The organism is Chryseobacterium sp. MFBS3-17 (assembly GCF_020687745.1).
Taxonomy (GTDB): Bacteria; Bacteroidota; Bacteroidia; order Flavobacteriales; family Weeksellaceae; genus Marnyiella.
In genome coordinates this window covers 130,863-149,419 of sequence record NZ_JAJEWK010000012.1, presented here as the reverse complement: position 1 = coordinate 149,419, position 18,557 = coordinate 130,863, and the positions used below count along the sequence as shown (strand labels likewise).

Annotated in this window: 11 protein-coding genes; 5 read left to right on the top strand and 6 right to left on the bottom strand. The window is 43.8% G+C overall.

The window, feature by feature from the left end; all coding sequences use genetic code 11:
• Positions 1–137: 137 nt before the first annotated feature.
• The 6 genes from LKO26_RS10985 to LKO26_RS10960 all read right to left on the bottom strand — a co-directional run bounded on the left by LKO26_RS10985 (position 138) and on the right by LKO26_RS10960 (position 13,908).
• Positions 138–3,776, bottom strand: coding sequence for a fibronectin type III domain-containing protein (locus LKO26_RS10985; RefSeq protein ID WP_227587912.1), 3,639 nt, complete (start codon positions 3,774–3,776; stop codon positions 138–140).
• A gap of 214 nt (positions 3,777–3,990) precedes the next feature.
• A complete protein-coding gene (locus LKO26_RS10980; protein WP_227587911.1) occupies positions 3,991–7,485 on the bottom strand; it encodes a fibronectin type III domain-containing protein in 3,495 nt (1,164 codons plus the stop codon).
• A 259-nt stretch (positions 7,486–7,744) separates the two neighbouring features.
• Complete coding sequence (locus LKO26_RS10975; protein WP_227587910.1) at positions 7,745–10,900, bottom strand: efflux RND transporter permease subunit; 3,156 nt, start codon at positions 10,898–10,900, stop codon at positions 7,745–7,747.
• A gap of 20 nt (positions 10,901–10,920) precedes the next feature.
• Positions 10,921–11,976, bottom strand: a complete 1,056-nt coding sequence (locus LKO26_RS10970; RefSeq protein WP_227587909.1) for an efflux RND transporter periplasmic adaptor subunit — start codon at positions 11,974–11,976, stop codon at positions 10,921–10,923.
• A gap of 4 nt (positions 11,977–11,980) precedes the next feature.
• Entirely contained in the window at positions 11,981–13,312 is a 1,332-nt protein-coding gene (locus LKO26_RS10965; RefSeq protein WP_227587908.1) for a TolC family protein, read from the bottom strand.
• Positions 13,313–13,314: 2 nt separating this feature from the next.
• Entirely contained in the window at positions 13,315–13,908 is a 594-nt protein-coding gene (locus LKO26_RS10960; RefSeq protein WP_227587907.1) for a TetR/AcrR family transcriptional regulator, read from the bottom strand.
• Positions 13,909–14,555: 647 nt separating this feature from the next.
• Here LKO26_RS10960 and LKO26_RS10955 point away from each other — a divergent pair.
• The 5 genes from LKO26_RS10955 to LKO26_RS10935 all read left to right on the top strand — a co-directional run bounded on the left by LKO26_RS10955 (position 14,556) and on the right by LKO26_RS10935 (position 18,554).
• Positions 14,556–15,539 carry a hypothetical protein gene (locus LKO26_RS10955; protein ID WP_227587906.1) on the top strand — a complete coding sequence of 328 codons (984 nt, stop codon included), beginning with the start codon at positions 14,556–14,558 and terminating at the stop codon, positions 15,537–15,539.
• A 64-nt stretch (positions 15,540–15,603) separates the two neighbouring features.
• Positions 15,604–16,011 carry a hypothetical protein gene (locus LKO26_RS10950; protein WP_227587905.1) on the top strand — a complete coding sequence of 136 codons (408 nt, stop codon included), beginning with the start codon at positions 15,604–15,606 and terminating at the stop codon, positions 16,009–16,011.
• 10 nt (positions 16,012–16,021) lie between these two features.
• On the top strand, positions 16,022–16,741 hold the full coding sequence (gene csgH, locus LKO26_RS10945) for a curli-like amyloid fiber formation chaperone CsgH (RefSeq protein WP_227587904.1): 720 nt from the start codon (positions 16,022–16,024) through the stop codon (positions 16,739–16,741).
• A gap of 5 nt (positions 16,742–16,746) precedes the next feature.
• Entirely contained in the window at positions 16,747–17,157 is a 411-nt protein-coding gene (locus tag LKO26_RS10940; RefSeq protein ID WP_227587903.1) for a curli production assembly/transport component CsgF, read from the top strand.
• Positions 17,158–17,180: 23 nt separating this feature from the next.
• A complete protein-coding gene (locus LKO26_RS10935; protein ID WP_227587902.1) occupies positions 17,181–18,554 on the top strand; it encodes a CsgG/HfaB family protein in 1,374 nt (457 codons plus the stop codon).
• Positions 18,555–18,557 lie beyond the last annotated feature (3 nt).

Here is an 18,557-nt window from a genome sequence, read left to right as displayed (position 1 = left end):
AAAAATTAATATACATAAAATAAAAATCTTGCTTTTCTAATCAATTTTCTATACGAAAACTATTCAACACATATATAGTCCATAAAAAAAGAGGCTGGTTCTTTTTCAGAACCAGCCTCTCCATATTTAATGATCAATTATTTCTTAATCACTTTCGCAGACTTCACTGTTCCGTCTTTGTAATCCAGTTTCAGGATGTACATGCCGGATTTCAGATCGCCAAGCTGAAGTGCTCTCGCAGGATCAGAGATTGTTTTCACTACTCTTCCCGCCATATCTACCACCGTTACCCGTTTAACATCTTTGATGTCTGACACATTCACAATGTCGGTAAAAGGATTCGGATATACTTTCACTTCCTTGCCATCGGTAATGACCTCAGAAGTACCCAGGAAGGACGGATCATAAGCCGAAACCTGGAAATCTCCGGAATTAGCTGCAGTGGCATTGTACCGGGATACCCTTACGTACAATACTGAGCCAGGAGTCTGACCCGTTACATTAAGCAGCGAGAAATTGCCATCGCCATCATCATCATTACATCCTGCAGCACCCGGAATCTGGGTAAGTCCCGTAGTACAATCCCCTGTATAGGCAGAAATTACAGAATCTGTATAAGAACTACCGGTAACCGCTTTCGTTTCCAGTGTTACATTTCCGGATGAAGGAATAGTCACCGTGTACCATACATCCATTCCTGAATTGCTCTGACAAGATGCAACCGTTTGCGGCGAATTGGTTGCCGCAACATTGGTTCCTACAACCGCTCCGGAAACAAAATCTACTCCGCCAGGAAGTGCTATAGCACCACCACAATCATCATTAACAGGTGGCGGGAACGGAATCGTATAGGAAATAGGGCCTGCAACAGCTGTCGCAGTTGCGCAATTGGCTACCACCCATACATAATAAGTAGTTCCGCTGACACCCGGAATCACCTGGCTGGTTCCTGTTACTCCGGGATAAGTTGGCGTAGCAGGTTGTGTATTCGTTGTATCTACATACACATCATAGCTGGAAGGATTAGAAGATGAAGCATTCCAGGTTATGGTAGCATCAGCAGGCGTAGTTGCTGCAGTAAGTCCTGAAGGCGCAATACAAGCCGGAGCTTCTACAAAAGCAATATCATCAATGGCCATATCTCCATAGAAATCAGTACCACGTAAAGCTCTGAAGCGCACCTGGATATTTCCTGTAATCGTCAGTGAACCGAGATCTACTATTGCAAGTCTCCATGCATCTGCTGCTGCAGTCTGCTGTTGTCCGGTAAGCACAAACAGGTCATTATTCCAGGCCGCACCATCATAAACATCTACATGCAACTCTCCCATGGTAGAGCCATACATATGGTAATAGAACTGTACAGAAGGTTCCGTCAATGCACTTACATCTACAAATGGAGAAAGCAATTCTGCAACCGCTCCGGTACCTCCACTGGAAGCCTCAGTATAGAAATATTTCGTTCCACTGTACGCTGCAGACGGACCGGTACTGGAAGAAGGAGTAGATCCACTACCATCAAGATCCCATCTGAAAGCGGAAGAGGTTGCTGTAGGAGTAGCTGTCCAGCAGTCTCCAATAGATGCATTTGTTGTAGCAGTTCCTGTTTCCACATTATAAGTCCACGGCGCAGTGAATACCGAACAAGGTGTGGTAAACGATGGAATCACCACCCAGTCACTCACATCCGTTCCTCCACAGTTAGAGCGTACCCATACATAATATGTAGTATTAGCAGCCAGTCCAGGCAGTGTAGCCGTAGTAGTTCCCGCAGGTACATTTATTGAATTGGTTGCATCAAGTACCGTGGTACCGTCTGGTGCTGTACCTGTAGTATTATAATAAAGATGATATCCGTTTGAAGGAGCAGTAGCCGGAGCCGTCCAACTGAAATCTGCAGTTCCTGCACCCACCGTTACTACCGTAGCCTGAGTGGGTACCAGACAAGATGGCGCTTCTTTCACTTCTACATTATCCAGCAGTAAATCATCATAGAAATATGGATTGGTTCCTGTATTTTTATCTACGGTAAATCTTAACTGAATGGTGGCTCCCACGTAAGATGCAGCCAAAGCAATGCCTTCTGTTCTCCAGATTTGCGCATTGGTATCTGAGGTGAAAATAGTCACCCATCCGGTTCCGTCATTTACATCTACGGTCAGTCTGTTATTATCATAAACAGGTAACGTAGGTGTTGTTGATGTAGTACTGGAGTGATTTTTAAACCAATCAAACGACACATATGGCTGAGCAAGACCGGTAAGATCAATCAAAGGTGTGAGCAATTCCACATTATGGAGATTATCATAAGGTGAACTGGCATCTACCCATGCAAAAGATCCGGCAGGTCTGCCGTTGTTGGCAAGGTTTGCCCCATAATCTGCATTACCACTGAATTTCCACAGTGCATTAGCCACTGAAGACACCGGGTTCTGATTGGTCCAGCATCCCGGCAATGAACCACCACTAAATTCCTGCAGGAAAGGAGCCGCTACAGGAGCACAAGCAGTAGTCACTGACCCTACTGATACCCAATTACTTACATCTGAAGCACCGCAGTCTGTCCTTATCCAGAGATAGTAAGTGGTTGCTGAAGTCAATCCGGTAATATCCACACTGGTGGCTGCAGCTCCGGCAGTAACCGAATTGGTAGCATCCAGCACCGTAGTAGCATCAGGTGCTGCATTCGTAGTACTGTAATAAATAGTGTATCCGGAAACGGCCGCCGACGGCGACACACCCCAGGAAACCGGAATTGTCGTCATCGTTACAAGTCCGGTAGAAATACCTCCCGGTGCCACGCAACTTGGCGGCGTCCATAAATAAGTCAGACCAGGAGCAGGAAAATTTGTATTATTCCTTGCAACAGTGGAAGAATTACTGGTTCCAGCTGTAGAATTATCCCATGGCGTGCTGATACTGGCAGTTCTGTTATTGTAATCCGTATTTGTGGCACCTCTTAAGCCCACCTGATTGGTTCTGGATGTAGTACTGATGTTATACTGAGGACCATATACTATTGCAACGGTATTAGCAGATTCAGCAAGTCTCACCTGAAAGTTAAGGTGATTACTTCCCGATATAGCCGTACTGTAATCATTATACCCGATCCATTCTATAACAAACGTACGGTTAGGAGCCGTTCCCTCTACCGCCGTTAAGATTTTACCTGAACCATAACGTACGACCGCCGAAGTGGAACTTCCGGTTGCTGGAGCAGACATTGTAATAGTACCTGCCACTTCATCAAATGCAGTTACTGTAGCGCCACTCGGGATTCCGTTCACATTGTTCAGCTGTTTTCCGATTTCAATACCGGGCATTGCAACCACATCGGTAATCACATTTGATCCGCTAGTAGTTACCCCTCCGGTAATAAATACGCCCCAAAGGTCCCGGTTCATCGCAGCAATAGCACCATTATATGCGGTACTCGAGGAGATTACTGAAGAGGATGTACTGGTTGTGCCAAAGGTTGCTCCCCCATTGGAATTGACATAAATGGAGGTATAATCCGCTCCGTCAAAATTAAATGCGAAAGGAATGGTGACTGTCCAGCCGGATCCATCATGTGTGGTTTCTGTGGTAGCCTCACTTCCAGGCACTAACGTACCAGTAGAACTAATACTGGTAAAAGTTCCGCTTGACTGCGAAAAGGAATAAGCATTTATCTGCGCATCCACCCCTTTCACAGCTCCAAAGAACAGAAGGGCAGCTAATCCTGCCTTCCTAAAACCATGGCGCCAGCGCCAGGGCTTCCTGTAATTTTGTTTCATAGGTTAAAATTTAAGTGAGGATAAAGGTACAGTATTTTTTCAATTCTGCAACAAATTGTGGAAAACTATCACTTTATCCACCTTATTACAATTAAAAATTATCTGACACCTAACAAAAACAAACAAATGTTTAACCCTCCACACCGCTCTATTTTATAAAAAAAGAAGGCAGCTTCGAAAAGCTGCCTTCAACATAGGTCGGTTAAAAGAATATTTATTTTTTAATCACTTTCGCAGAACGCGAAACTCCATCTTTATAATCCAGTTTCAGAATATACATTCCGGATTTCAGATCACCCAACTGAAGTGCTCTTTCCGGATCAGAAATAGTTTTCACTACTCTTCCGGCCATATCCAGAACGGTTACACGCTTCACATCTTTAATGTCTGAAACATGTACAATATCGGTAAACGGATTCGGATAAACCTGAACATCGTTTTCACCTGCAACCTCAACCGTAGACATCGTACAGTTCGGATCTACCGTAGCAATAACTTCCTGACGAGGAGATTCACATCCAGTTACAATTCTGAAGTTATAGAAGAAGTAGTAATACTGCGGATAACCATTAAAGTTGTGTCCGGTGATGCTTAATTCCGGTGTGGAATAAGGGAACGATGCACCAGTGGTATTTCTAAGCAATGATACAGAAGTTCCGGCCTGCTTGATGTAATAATCTCCTGCAGATAACTGAACATTCAAATCTACGGTCTCTGCAACCGGGCTGCTTGCAGACCCTGCCACTGTAGTGGTGAACGGTATAGAATGAAGCAATGCATCTGTAGCCGCATCATAAATTCCAAGCACACCACTGGCACCCGATACGGTAGGGAAAATATCTACCGCTGCGAAGGTAAGATCCGTATTTACAGTAAAGAATATTCTGTAATGATCTGTTCCGTATGCAGAAGTTGTACCCATGGACGGATCTACAGGTCCCACATATTGTGTACTCGTAGTTCCTATGCTCGCTCCTACATAATAGCTGGTAGTTGCAGAAATGGTAGGAGTTGTAAAGGTATTACCCGTACCCAGAGCAGTACCGCCTGTTGGTGTGGAATACCAGTTCAGCGTAGCGCCCGCTTCTCCCGTAGCACTTAAATTCGCTGTACCTGTCGCTCCACACACGGTACCATTAACTACAGATAAAATGGCCGGTGCATCACACATGGTTGTAAATGATACTGCCTCTGTCCAGATACTTACATCACCCGCACCACAATTGGATCTTACCCACACATAATAAGTGGTAGATGGCGTCAATGGCGGTGTACCCAGAGAAGTACTGGTTCCCGATACTCCGGAAATAGTTGGCGATGTTAATGCAGAAGGCGGCGTATTGTTCGTGGAGATATAAATATCGTATGTCGCCGGTAATGTAATGGCATCTACCCAGTTCAACGTTGCATTGTCTTCCAGAATATTGCTGACGGTCACACTGGTAGGCTCTACACAAGTTGGCATATCTTCTACAAAGACATCATCTATATAAGCGTTACCTGCAGCTGAAGAGGAGTTATTGAAAGCAAAATACGTATCGGTTCCCACAGGCAAGTTCACGATATATTCTTCGAAGGTATTGGTCAGCGTGAAAGTCTGAATCACCGTAAAACCGGATGGGTTTGCCGGATTATCCATAGTTCCTACCTCCAGTGTTCCGGAGTTGGTACTTTTCGCAGAAAATCTTACGCGGTTTGTCCCGTCACTCAGCGCTGTGGTATTCGGCGAAATCAGCATCATTTCTCCTGTAGTGCTGGAGGAACGATACAGATAATATGAATTTGGAGGCGACAATACATTGGTGGCGGTTCCATAAACATATCCGTAACCGGTAGATCCCGGCGCTTCATAATACGTCCAGCAGGTAGGCGCATTATTATTTGATGATGAACCAGTGGCTGTTGTATCAAAATTCTCTGCATAAGGCACAGCAAATGCCAGACAAGCGGTGACAAATGATGGCGCTTCCGCCCATGCACTCAGGTCACCGGCTCCACAATTGGATCTCACCCATACATAATAAGTAGTCGCAGGCGTAAGTCCGGGGATGGTTGCGGTAGTGATTCCGGCTCCTACAGAAACTGAATTGGTAGCATCCAGAACAGTACTTGCTGTAGGCGCAGTATTCACCGTGCTGTAGTACACATCATATCCATTTGCAGGAGCTGGTGTCGGTGCAGTCCAGGTCACATCTGCAGTGTTTGCAGCAATGGAAGCAACGGAAGTATTTTCCGGAACGAAGCAAGTAGGAACAGGCTCCCAGTATACATCATCCCAATAGTAGGATTTGGCATCACTAGGATTTCTGATAGCCAAACGTGCACCTGCAGGCACTGTATTCGGCACTATCACTGTATATTCTGAATCCGGTGCCGTGTATACGGTGTTCGTAATAGACAATACACTAAGCGTAACGAAACTATTATAATCAGCAGCATCCGTTACATAGCCCACTTCCAGATCTCCCGGTAATGAGCTGACTCTTGCTTTGAATCTTAGCCAATGAGTTCCCGCATTCACATTAGTGAATTCCGGCAATACCACAATTACTGCATTTTGGGTTGCAGAAGCATACTGATAAATATTTCTGGTTCCCGAAGCGGGGGTGGAAGAACTGATGGTCTGAGATCCGCTGGAAGCCGGTGGAGTAAGTCTCACCCAGCAATCCGGCACAATACTTCCGGTGGCATAAGTGTCAAAATCCTCAAACATCGACGTTACCGGGCCACATAAAGTTTTGAACGTATAAGGACCTTTCCACACACTATCTCCGTCTGTTCCGCCACAGTTGGAACGAACATAAAACTCATAATTTGTATTGGCAGTAAGCTGAGTGGTCAGCGTAAGAGAAGGCGTACTGATCTGGGTTCCTGCCGTCGGAACTCCCGCACCGGCAGGTTGCAGCACATATTCCCATAATGTTTCTGTACCACCCGCTACCCAATCAATCTGAGCGCCTGTCTGAGTAACAGCAGAAACCACCACATTGGTAGGAGCATTACAACTAACCGGGAAGTCAAATCCGATATAAGCTCGTCTGGCATTACTTGTACCCAGCGAGGTTGGCAGGGTGCCGGTCGTATTATTGGAATATTTTGTTGCCGTACCGCTAGTAGAGGGAATACAGGGAGTGGTGTATTCATAAGACCATGTAATAGAATTGCTTGCTGTAGAATTATGATATTCCGTAAATACGGCAAGATTCTGGGTACCCGTGTAGGTGAATGGAGCAGTGAGTGAAAATTCTTTCCATCCGCCGCCGGTTCCTATGGCAGCAGCAGGGTTACCATCGTAAACCAGTGTTGCGGTGGCTATTTCTGTAGCCCAATCCACTGCTGAAGATCCCCAATCATCCTGGGTAACTTCTTTCAGGTAAATCTTCAGGTTAGGCGTACCCAACATTCCGGATGCATTCCCTGCGCCGGTGTGCCAATAGATACTGGTAAGCTGCTGGGCTGCAATCCCTGCCAGCTGTGCAGATGGATAAATGGATGCAGTTCTGTTCGTTGCGTTAGCCGAAGCAGTGGAATACATAGGTCCGTACGTACTACTCTGCGTTACAGATGGCAGACCAGAACAGTAATTAATATTCCATAACTGCGCTTTCAATCCTATACTTGCTGTGACAAACAGCAGCATAAGCATCATACTTCTAAAAGTGGTAAACCACTTCTTTCCGGGTGATTCTTTCATGTAAAAATTTGTCATTGTTAATTTTTTAAAATTTATGTTATAAATATATAAAAAAAATTATAATGCAGCCTATTTTTTGCCGAAGCCCTATTGCAACAAAGCTCGCACCACATTCTCACTATTGTGACAAAAGCAGCTAAAATCACCGTGAGCAACATTGATATGTATTACATGGCATAAACACACCAGATTTCGGATCATGATTCATCCCGCCACACCCCATTAAAAAACCCCGGAAAAAAATCCAGGGTTTCTACTAACTTTCTAACTGTTTTTAAAAATCAATTTCCTGATCAGGATGCAGATGTTCATAGTCTGCAACCATCTCCTCTTCATAGTTGATTTTCTCTTTATGCGAAAAACGGTTTTCTATTTTCACCACAATATAATATACCACCGGCACAATAATCAGGGTAAGGAACAATGATGAAATCAAACCTCCGATAATTACGATGGCCAGACCATTATTCATCTCAGCTGCAGCTCCCGATGCCATAGCAATAGGTAACATCCCGAACACCATGGCAATGGTCGTCATCAGAATAGGACGAAGACGTGCATGGTTCGCCTGGATTAATGCATTCTCAATAGACTCACCTTTATCTAATCTGTGATTGGCAAAATCTACCAATAAAATCGCGTTCTTGGCCACCAGACCAATGAGCATAATAATACCGAGAATGGTAAAAATATTTAAACTTTGATTGGTTAAAGCCAACGCCCACAAGGCTCCGATAAATGACAACGGAATAGAGAACAAAACAATGAACGGCTTCACAAAATCATCATACAGCACCACCATAATCATATATACCAGCAGGATGGCTGCAAGCAATGCGACCCCCAGGGTTCCAAATCCTTCACTCTGGTTCTCCATATTTCCGCCCCAAACCCACTCTACTCCAGCGGGTTTTTTCACGTTTTCCATTTGGGCTTCCCACTCTCCTGCGATGGTACCGGTGGTTTTACCAACCACCTGAGCCTGTACCGTTACAGAAGGCGTTCTGTTATAGCGTTCCAGCAAAGCAGGCCCTGAAGAGAAATTAATATCTGCGAACTGTGACAACTGCACCCACATTCCGTCTGCATTCACAAAAGTAATAGCCCGCACATCATCTATACTGGTTCTGTTGGCTTCATCCAGAATAATATTGATGTCATATTCATTGGATCCGGTACGGAACTTATTGTCATCATTGCCACTAAAAGCAGTTCTCAGCGTCTGCCCCACTGTGGCTACATTCAGTCCCAGCGTTGCCATTTTATCCCGGTCTACCGTAACAGAAATTTCAGGATTTCCCTCTTCCACACTCAGCTTAATTTCTGACGCACCGTCTATGGTTCTTAGTTGTGCTTCCGCTTGTTTTGCATATGCCATAGCATCTTCAAAGGTTGCACCGGTCACGGTCATTTGCAGTGGAGCCATCTCTGCACCCATAAATCCTACCGGCACTGTAGTTACCTTGGCTCCTACCAGTTCCTTTTCAAGTTCTCTTTTCAGCTTTGCAGAATATACCTTGGTGGTTTCTTCCCGCTCACTTTTATCAATCAGTTCAATATTAATTTCAGATTTATATGCGGTAGACTGCATGGCACCCATACCCCCACTTACTTGACCTACAGAAGTAATCATGCTCACAATTTCCGGTTTTTGCGCCAGATAAGCCTCTGCTTTCTGAGTCATGAAGTTGGTTTCTTCTATGGATACATCTTTCGGCATTTCAATCTGTACCAGGAATTCTCCTTTGTCCGTTCCTGGAAAAAAATCTGAACCGATATAGCCGAAAACTGCAAGCAAAATAGAACTTACAAACAACAGAAATACCACAGCAAATGTCTTGATCTTGTTATGAAGACTCCATTTCATAATGCCTTCAATTTTACCGGTAAACCAAGTAAGTCCCGCTTCAAATTTCTCAATAATTTTTCCGAAAAGGGTTTTGTTGCTGATGGTTTCCAGTTTTCCGTAACGGGAAAACAGCCACGGCACCACCGTAAAGGAAATTAAGAGCGACAGCAATGTGGCAATTACCACCGTGACACAGAATTGCTTAATGATATTGGACACCATACCGCTACTCATGGCAATAGGAAGGAACACCACCACAATTACAAGGGTAATGGCCGTTACTGTGAAACCGATTTCCTTGGCCCCGTCATAGGCTGCCCGAACTTTATTTTTCCCCATTTCCATATGGCGGTGAATATTTTCAATCACCACAATGGCATCATCCACCAAAATCCCTACTACCAGAGAAAGTCCCAGCAAACTCATCAGGTTCAGACTGTAATCCAGCAGGTACAGACCAATGAATGTTGCAATAAGCGACGTAGGAATGGCCACCATTACAATAAGGGCGTTCCGGAAACTGTGCAGGAAAAACAGCATTACAAATGCCACCAGCAGAATTGCAATCAGCAAGTCTTTAATTACCGCATTGGCTGCTTCTAGCGTAAATACAGAAGTATCATTAGCCAGGTTAATCTGTACATTTTGGGGGTTATACTGCTCCTGTATGCTGGCCATTTTTGCCTGTACCAGCTCACTCACTTCCACCGCATTGGCTTCGGTCTGTTTCACAACCTGCAGCATGATGGTGTTTTCCTGATTGATCCGGGCAATTTTATCTACTTCTTTCTGGGTATCCTGCACCTCGGCTATATCTGAAAGGCGGATATTCTGACCGTTTCTAGACGAGATCATCAGATTTCGCAATTCATCTACGGAAGATATCTTTCCGGAAAGACGGATCAGTGTACTGTTCTCTCTGGTTTTCAGGTTACCGGTAGGAAAGTCCATATTGGACATGGAAATAATCTGCTGCACCTGAGGAATGGTCAGTCCATACCCTTCCATTTTGCTCTGGTTCAGGTTGATACGGATCTCACGCTCCTGTCCGCCGATGATGTTTACCTGCGCCACACCGGGAATTCTGGAAAGCTCCGGCTGAATGCGCTGGTCTATCAGGTCATACAGTTCATTCTCCGTAAGACTGGCCGTAACCCCCATACTCATAATCGGCATGTCCGACAGTGAGAACTGAGAAAGTGACGGTTCATCTATATCCTCCGGTAAATCAGAGCGAATGGCATTAATCTTCCGCTGGGCATCATTCAGTGCATAATCTACATCAGCATCCGAGTTGAATTCTATAATCACAACGGACAAACTCTCGTAGGATTTTGCCTGGATTTTCTTAACCCCTTCCAGGGAAGAAACGGCATCTTCTATTTTTCTGGAAACCGTGTTTTCTACCTCGGCCGGAGAAGCCCCCGGATATACGGTAGCCACGGTAACTACTTTAACTTCAAACTTTGGTATGAGCTCATAACTCAGCTGGGAATAACTGAATAACCCGCCTATGATGAGCATCACCAGCATGACGATGACCAAACTTGGTCTTTTAATCGATACTTCTGCTAATTTCATTGATATTTACTCTTCGGTTATTACTTCAGGACTTTCACTTTGGACTTATCCGTAAGGTTAATCTGTCCGCTGGTTACCACCTGATCGCCGGCCTTCAGACCGCTGATGATTTCTACTTTTTCCCCAAAGTTAACGCCGCTCTGTACCTTGGTAAGGTGGGCCCTATCTCCGCGTACCACAAAAATCTGATTATCACTTACACTTCCCACAAACGCCTCGCGCGGTACGGTAAGCACATTACTGGATCCGGAACGGTTAAAAACAGCTGTTCCGTACATCCCGGCCTTTAACTGACGACCTGAATTCTGGACCGTAATTTCCACGGGGAACTTCAATGCTCCGGATGAAGACGGGGCAATAAAAGTAATTCTGCCATCTACAGTTCCTTCTATCACATCCGGCTGAACCTTCACAATATTGCCTACTGCCAGTTCACTGACCAGAGACTGATCTACATCTACCTTCAGCTTTACCGAAGAGATATCCACCACTTCCACAATTGGGGTTCCTGCACCCAGCACAGTCCCTACTTCTACAAACTTCTGGTTTACAATACCACTTACCTTGGAAATAATATTGGTGTCGCCTGATGTTAAGTTAGCAGACTGCAACTGCGCTTTGGCATTGGTTACCTGCAAACGGGCCTGATCCAGCTGTAATGCGGTTACACCACCCGTTTTATACGCCTGCTCATACCGGTTGAGTGCCATCTGTGCATTATCCAGATTGGCTTTGGCACTGGATACATTGACATTCACTTTGTCACCGGATAAACGCCCGATACTTTGACCTGCGCTCACATAGCTTCCTTCTTTTACGTAAAGTGCAATAAGCTGCCCGCCCATCTCTGCAGAAATCTGCGCCTGACGGTTTGGCAGAAAGGTACCATTTACCAGAAACTCACCGCTGACATCTTCTGCAGCCACTGTAGCCGTACGCACCGCTATATTGGTGTTCTTTTCGGCAACAATCGCCACCTGTTCATTATTTTTCTTCTTATTGTTCTGAAGAATGAAGTAGAATGCTGCGCCTATTCCTAATACGGCAAGGATGGATATAATTACGTTCTTTTTCATTGATTTAGTTGTTTAATGTTTTAAGTTTTCCCTGCGATTTCAGCAGGTTAATTTCTGCAAGTTTATAGTCTAATTTAGCGGTGGTAAGGTTATTTTTGGCCTCGGTAAGATCCCGTTCCGCATCCAGGATATCATTTAATGTAGCCAGACCGTGCTGATAATTGCTGCGGGTATTAGAGAGAACCTCTTCTGCCAGCTTCACATTTTCTTCTTGAGTTTCTATCATGGTCAGGTTATTCTCCAGCTGAGTCACAGCATTTTTATGCTCAAGACTCAGTCCCAGTTTGGTTTCGCGAAGATCTGCCTGTGCCTTCTCAATCTCAATCTGGTTGAGTTCAATTCTGGATTTTGTAGCAAAACCGTTAAAAATAGGCACATGAATATTAAGACCTATGGACGCCATATCTGACCAGTACACACCGTTTTTCTGACCATTCCACCAGGGCATTTTATCCCCCTGCCCCAGGAAACCGTAACTGGCAGAAAGTGATGCCACGGGATAGTATTCTGCTTCTGAAGCCTTCTTTTGCCAATCCAGCAATTCCAGTTGTTTATTCATGAGCTTCACCTCGGTCCGGTTTTCCAGATCCGCATCGCGGTCCGGCAGGACAGCAGGGTCAAAACTTTGTTCCGGCAGTTCAATTTCCTGGTTCATATCCATCCCGATCATAAACTTCAGCGCATTCTCTGTAAGATCTACTGCATTTTCCAGTTGCTGCACGCCGGAGCTCACATTATTACGGGCCACTACCACACGGTCATAGTCAATCTTGCGGGCCAGGCCGGCATCATATAAACCTTTAATGATGTCAATGGTCTGATTGGTAATTGCGAGGTTACTTTCGGCATTATTCAGCATCTGATCTGCCTGATAGACCTGAAAGTAGGCATTGGCCACTTTTTCAATGATTTGCTCCTCTGTCAGTTCTGCATTAATCAGATAAAATTCTTTGGTAGATCTGGCCGCTTTCAGTCCGGTAAAGACCGACTGGTTGAACAGGGTCTGAGACAGCTGCACCATATTACTGGATGTCCATTTCTGTCCGAAAGCCACCTTCATCTGCTGACCCGGCATCCCGAACATTTCTCCTGGCAACACGGTTTCCTGAAGCAACGGATTGTAAGACGTATTGCTATTGAATGTGATATTAGGATATGCATTGGCCTTTACTTCGGCAATCTGAGCATCTCCTTTCTTGATGTTGAGCCTGGCTTTTTCGGCGTCTGCTTTGTGCTGAAGCGCATGAGTAATGGCTTCCGGAAGGGTAAGCAATCGAGCCTCCTGTCCATATACAAGGCCGCCGCACAAACCGAGACTTAAGATTAATTTCTTCATTATTATTGGGTATATTTTTCTAAGTATTTTTTGCCTTTTTCTGTGGTGATTGCATTCATATACATCATCATAACTTCATCTTTGTATTCAGAAAAAGGATATTCTGAAGTGTCCAGCATGGGTGAACTGTGATAAGACATAATGAGCTGAAAGAAAATTTTTGCATAGATCTTCGCATCAAAATTGGTTCTGTAGTAACCCTGCTCTCTGCCCCGCTCCACATTATTAACCATTACATCAGAGAACTTTTCAGAAAACTTCCGCATATGTTTGGTAAAAATCATGGGATAGTACCGGATGAGCTGTCGGATGAGTAAAGAATTATTGGATCTCACCGCATTTTCTATATGTTCATCCCGGCAAAACATCCGTTCTATGGCATTCTGCACCTCTTCATCCAGCTTATTCAGCTTGGCAATCACCAGTTCCAGTTGGTAGGTCAGCACATCCTCCAGTAAGGATTCCTTATTGGCGTATTTTTGATAAAGTGTTTTCTTGGACATACCAAACTCCCGCGCAATATCATCCATGGTGAGGGTTTTTGCACCATTATCTATAAACAGCGCCGAAACTTTTTCTAAAAAAACTTGATCCATCTGTAATTTTTGTGGTGCAAATATAAAACAAAGGAAACTAATAAACCAAAATAGTTTCCTGGTTTATTTAAAAAAATAATATGTGATGCACAATATGTATCACAGAGTTGTCGCAAAACAGAAAAAAGTGAAGAATTGAAGTAAAAATATTCCGGGAATTACATGAAAAATCACACAGGAAATAAAATATACGAAAAAAAGATGATCTGAAATCGTGAAATATTTAATCCAAAATGACTCATCAAGACTCAAAACATATCCTTCAAAATCACTTATTCACTATAAATTTTAAAGTAAATACACCACCAAAAGCTACTAAATCATCTAAATAAACAGTTGTTAATTAAAAGTATAAATCACAATGTTGAGAGTCGATATTTCCAACCATAACATTCTGATTTGCAACTAATTAAACATTAATACACTCGTGAGAATAAATAAATATTTTTTAATAAATTAAACGTTACGCTGTACCATTAATAACACAAAGGGTGTTTTCCCCCATCTTTCTCATTGATTTCCGTGATTTTTATAATTTCATTAAAAATAGTGATTGATTGCCTTTCGAAACGAAATACATTTGTATCACAAACTAACCAAAAAATTTTTTAAACATGAAAAAACTATTTGCAAGTGCAATCGCACTTATGACAGTAAGCGCTGCTTACGCACAGATGAATGTGGACGTTACTACCCAGGACGGTAACCGTAACAATGCCACCATTAACCAGACCGGTTTCTTGAATACTAATGTATTAACGCAGGATGGTAACCGCAACGTGGCAACTGTAGATCAAACAGGAGCATTCAACCTGAACCTGGGCTTAAGCCAGGGTAACCGCAACAGTATTGATGTAGATCAAATGGGAGTCGCAAACTTCAACACAACTACTCAGATGGGAAACAGAAATGCTGCTCAGACTTATCAGGATGGAATGTTCAATTCTGTAGATCAATTACAGGTAGGAAACCGTAATGAAGTTTTCGCCGGACAAATTGGTGATTTCAACGAAATTGATCAGGAACAACAAGGAAACAGAAACAGTGCCTGGGCCGGACAATTAGGTGATGGTAACGCAATTGATCAATATCAGGATGGAAACAGAAACGTAGCTGTAGCCCTTCAGATAGGAGATGACAACGAAATTGATCAGGATCAACTTGGAAACAGAAACGATGCCTGGGCAGAACAGTGGGGTGATGACAACTACATCCAACAGATTCAAGACGGCAACGATAATGAAGCAGAACAACGCCAATACGGGAACAACAACCATGCAGAATCATGGCAGTATGGAAACCGTAACAGCACACTGGGTGTACAAACAGGAAATAACAACCTGCTATGGCAAGATCAGTACGGTAATGACAACTCCGCTACACACACCCAAACCGGAGACGGTAACTTTGCTTGGTCTGAACAAACTGGAAATGATAACACTACTTTTGGATTACAACTCGGCGACAATAACGAATTACGTCAATTCCAAGATGGCAACTCCAATCAAGCTTATGATTTCCAAATTGGAAATGATAACTACACAAGAGTACAACAAGATGGTACTGGTCACTTCCATTTAGGAACTCAGTTGGGTAACCTGAACGTGATGAACGTAAATCAGTCTAACTAAGCTGTAAATAAACCAATAATGCAGGAGGAAAATTTTTCCTCCTGTATTTTAAATTCATTAAACAATGAAAGCATTATGGACCATAATGATTTGTTTAATGTTCTGCCCTTCAGCTTACACTCAGGCTACAACGTTAACACAAATCAACAGCAGTAATATTCTGGATTATTACGAACGCGCTCAGATTCTGCAGCAAAACCCGGATATTAAAAGTATTGATATTGTAAACCAAACCGGAACCGGCAATATCGTAGAAATGGCAGACCGCTCTCCCAACTACATAGAACTGAACCAGACCGGAAACTACAATACCACTTACTACGTCAATCCCAACAGCCATCCTACCAACACCCAGGTGAACATCACAGGATCCGGCAACTACATTGACATCACCGGAAGCAACAGCATCTCAGACGGAATGAAAATCAATGTTCGGGCCAATGACATGACCATATTTGTGAGGAATTATTAATCCCTTGAAAATGAAAACTCTTTTCTCACTCTTACTGGTACTAACGTTGGTAAACAAAATATCCGCACAATCTACAGACATGGTAAGCGCAAAAATCATCACCAATAAAAATCAGGGGCTTACCAAAATTCAGGCATTAGCCGTCAGTAATTCTGCAACTTTTCACGATTTGAATTATATTCTGGTTTCGGTAAAAAAAGGAAAATCCGGCACTTCATCCAATAAACAAAGTGGCAAATTTTCTCTGAAACCAAATGAAACCAAAATCCTTTCGGAAACAAACCTCAACATAGACAAAGATGATGCGCTGAAGGTTTACCTGTTTCTGAAAGATGAAGAAACAGACGAAGTCATCTCCAAAGACAGTCTGGAGGTACATACCGAAAAGTTTGCCTCAGAAACTGTAGATTATATCCCGGAACACGATCTCGAACTCAGCGGAATCACCATAGATGACACCCGCACCAAATTTGGACAGTTCTTTTACGATTCGTTTTATAAAAAATACAATCAGATTCCTAAGAAATTTGAAGGAACCATTACCATTTCTGAACTCCCTTCCTTCGGGCGAAGCAGCAGAATTGTGGTCACCATAGATGACCAGACCATCTACAGCTTCCTTACACAACCCAATGAAGAACTTCTGGAAGGCGAGGCAGACCGTACACTGGCCATACTCATAGAGTACAACAGCCGCAATTCCCTTCGGAACAAGGAATTTAAATATTAAAAACCATGAAACTTTTTTATATACTCACCCTGCTCCTGACCGGCTTTATTACAGCCCAGGCGCAACAACTTGTGTACAAGCCCATCAATCCGGCTTTTGGAGGCGACACTTTCAATTACCAGTGGCTTCTGAGCTCCGCAAGTGCCCAGAACCAGTTTGATGGAGGAGATTCCCGTTTTGATCTACTTCGGGATCTCAATTCACTGGACAGTTTCACCGAAAGTCTGAACCGGCAAATCCTCAGCGAATTGTCCAGAAAGCTTTTTGGTGAGCAGTTTGGTGACGGTGAAATTAAACCCGGAACCTACATCTTCGGATCTATTTATCTGGAGGTGATTCAGACATCCCAGGGCCTGCTGATCAACATCCTGAATACCAGCACCGGCGAGCAGTCTGAAATTGTGGTCCCCGGCTAAGGTTAACACTAAAAGAAAAACCCATGAAAACACACCATACATTAAGAATCACTCTTCTTTCTCTTATTGTTCTGCTTCTCCACAGTTGTAAGTTACTCAACATTCCTACTACAAAAGAGAAATCCACAATGGGAGAAATTACCCCATCTACTCCTGTAATACAGAGCCTGCCCGCTCCCAAAGATAAGATTGTGGTAGGCGTTTATAAATTCAGAGATCAGACAGGCCAGTACAAAGCACTGGAAAATGGCGCCAGCTGGAGCACCGCCATCCCACAAGGCACCACCGCTATCCTGCTGAAAGCACTGGAAGACAGCAAGTGGTTTACCGCCATAGAACGCGAAAACATCGGGAATCTACTGAATGAGAGACAGATCATACGCAGTACCAGAAAGGAATACTCCGAGATGAACCGGTCTGAAAACGTCCCATTAGCACCTTTGCTGTTTGCAGGGATGATTCTGGAAGGCGGCGTAATCTCCTATGACACCAACGTGATGACCGGAGGATTAGGCGCCAGATATTTTGGGCTTGGTGCCAGCGCACAGTACAGACAGGACCGCATTACCGTATATTTACGGGCAGTTTCTACCTCATCCGGGGAAATCCTGAAAACTGTTTACACTTCAAAAACCATACTTTCTACCAGCGTAAGCGGAAACTTCTTCAGATTTATAGACACCGAAAGATTGCTGGAATCTGATGTCGGCATTACCCAGAACGAACCCGTACACCTGGCGGTAACAGAAGCCATAGAGAAAGCAGTTTACTCTCTGATTGTGGAAGGCGTAAAGGATAACCTGTGGGCCAACAAACTGCGGAACCCCAATGATTTCAATAAAATCATTACCGCATACCGTTCCGAACAACAAGTAAACAACAACCGGTTTATTGAAGACAAAATCCATGAAAATCACCGCCAGAAAAATTCCATCTTCGGATACCTGGAAGGCTATCAGATCAAAGGGGATTATACCGATGCCAGAATGACCCTGGGCGGAAAGGTGGGTTATAAACACTTCATCACCAACCACATCAATGCCGAAGTAAATTTCGGGTATGCCACCATAGAAAACAGAGACATCATCAAGAAATCCGGAGTAATGACTGATATCAACATCGAGTACATGATTACACCGAAGTACAAATTGACACCATTTGTATACGCCGGTGCCGGATCTTTCCTGCTGCCGGACAAAACAAGATTCAAAGTTCAGTTTGGCGGTGGCCTCGAATACCTTGCAAAACCCAACCTTGGAATCCGTGCCGTAACACAATACGACCTGGGCTTTACCGATGACTGGGACGACCTGATTCGCGGAAGCCGCAAGGACCACGGAATACATGCAGGAATAGGTATCAATTATTATTTTAGTTCAAACAGCAAAAAAAATTAAAAT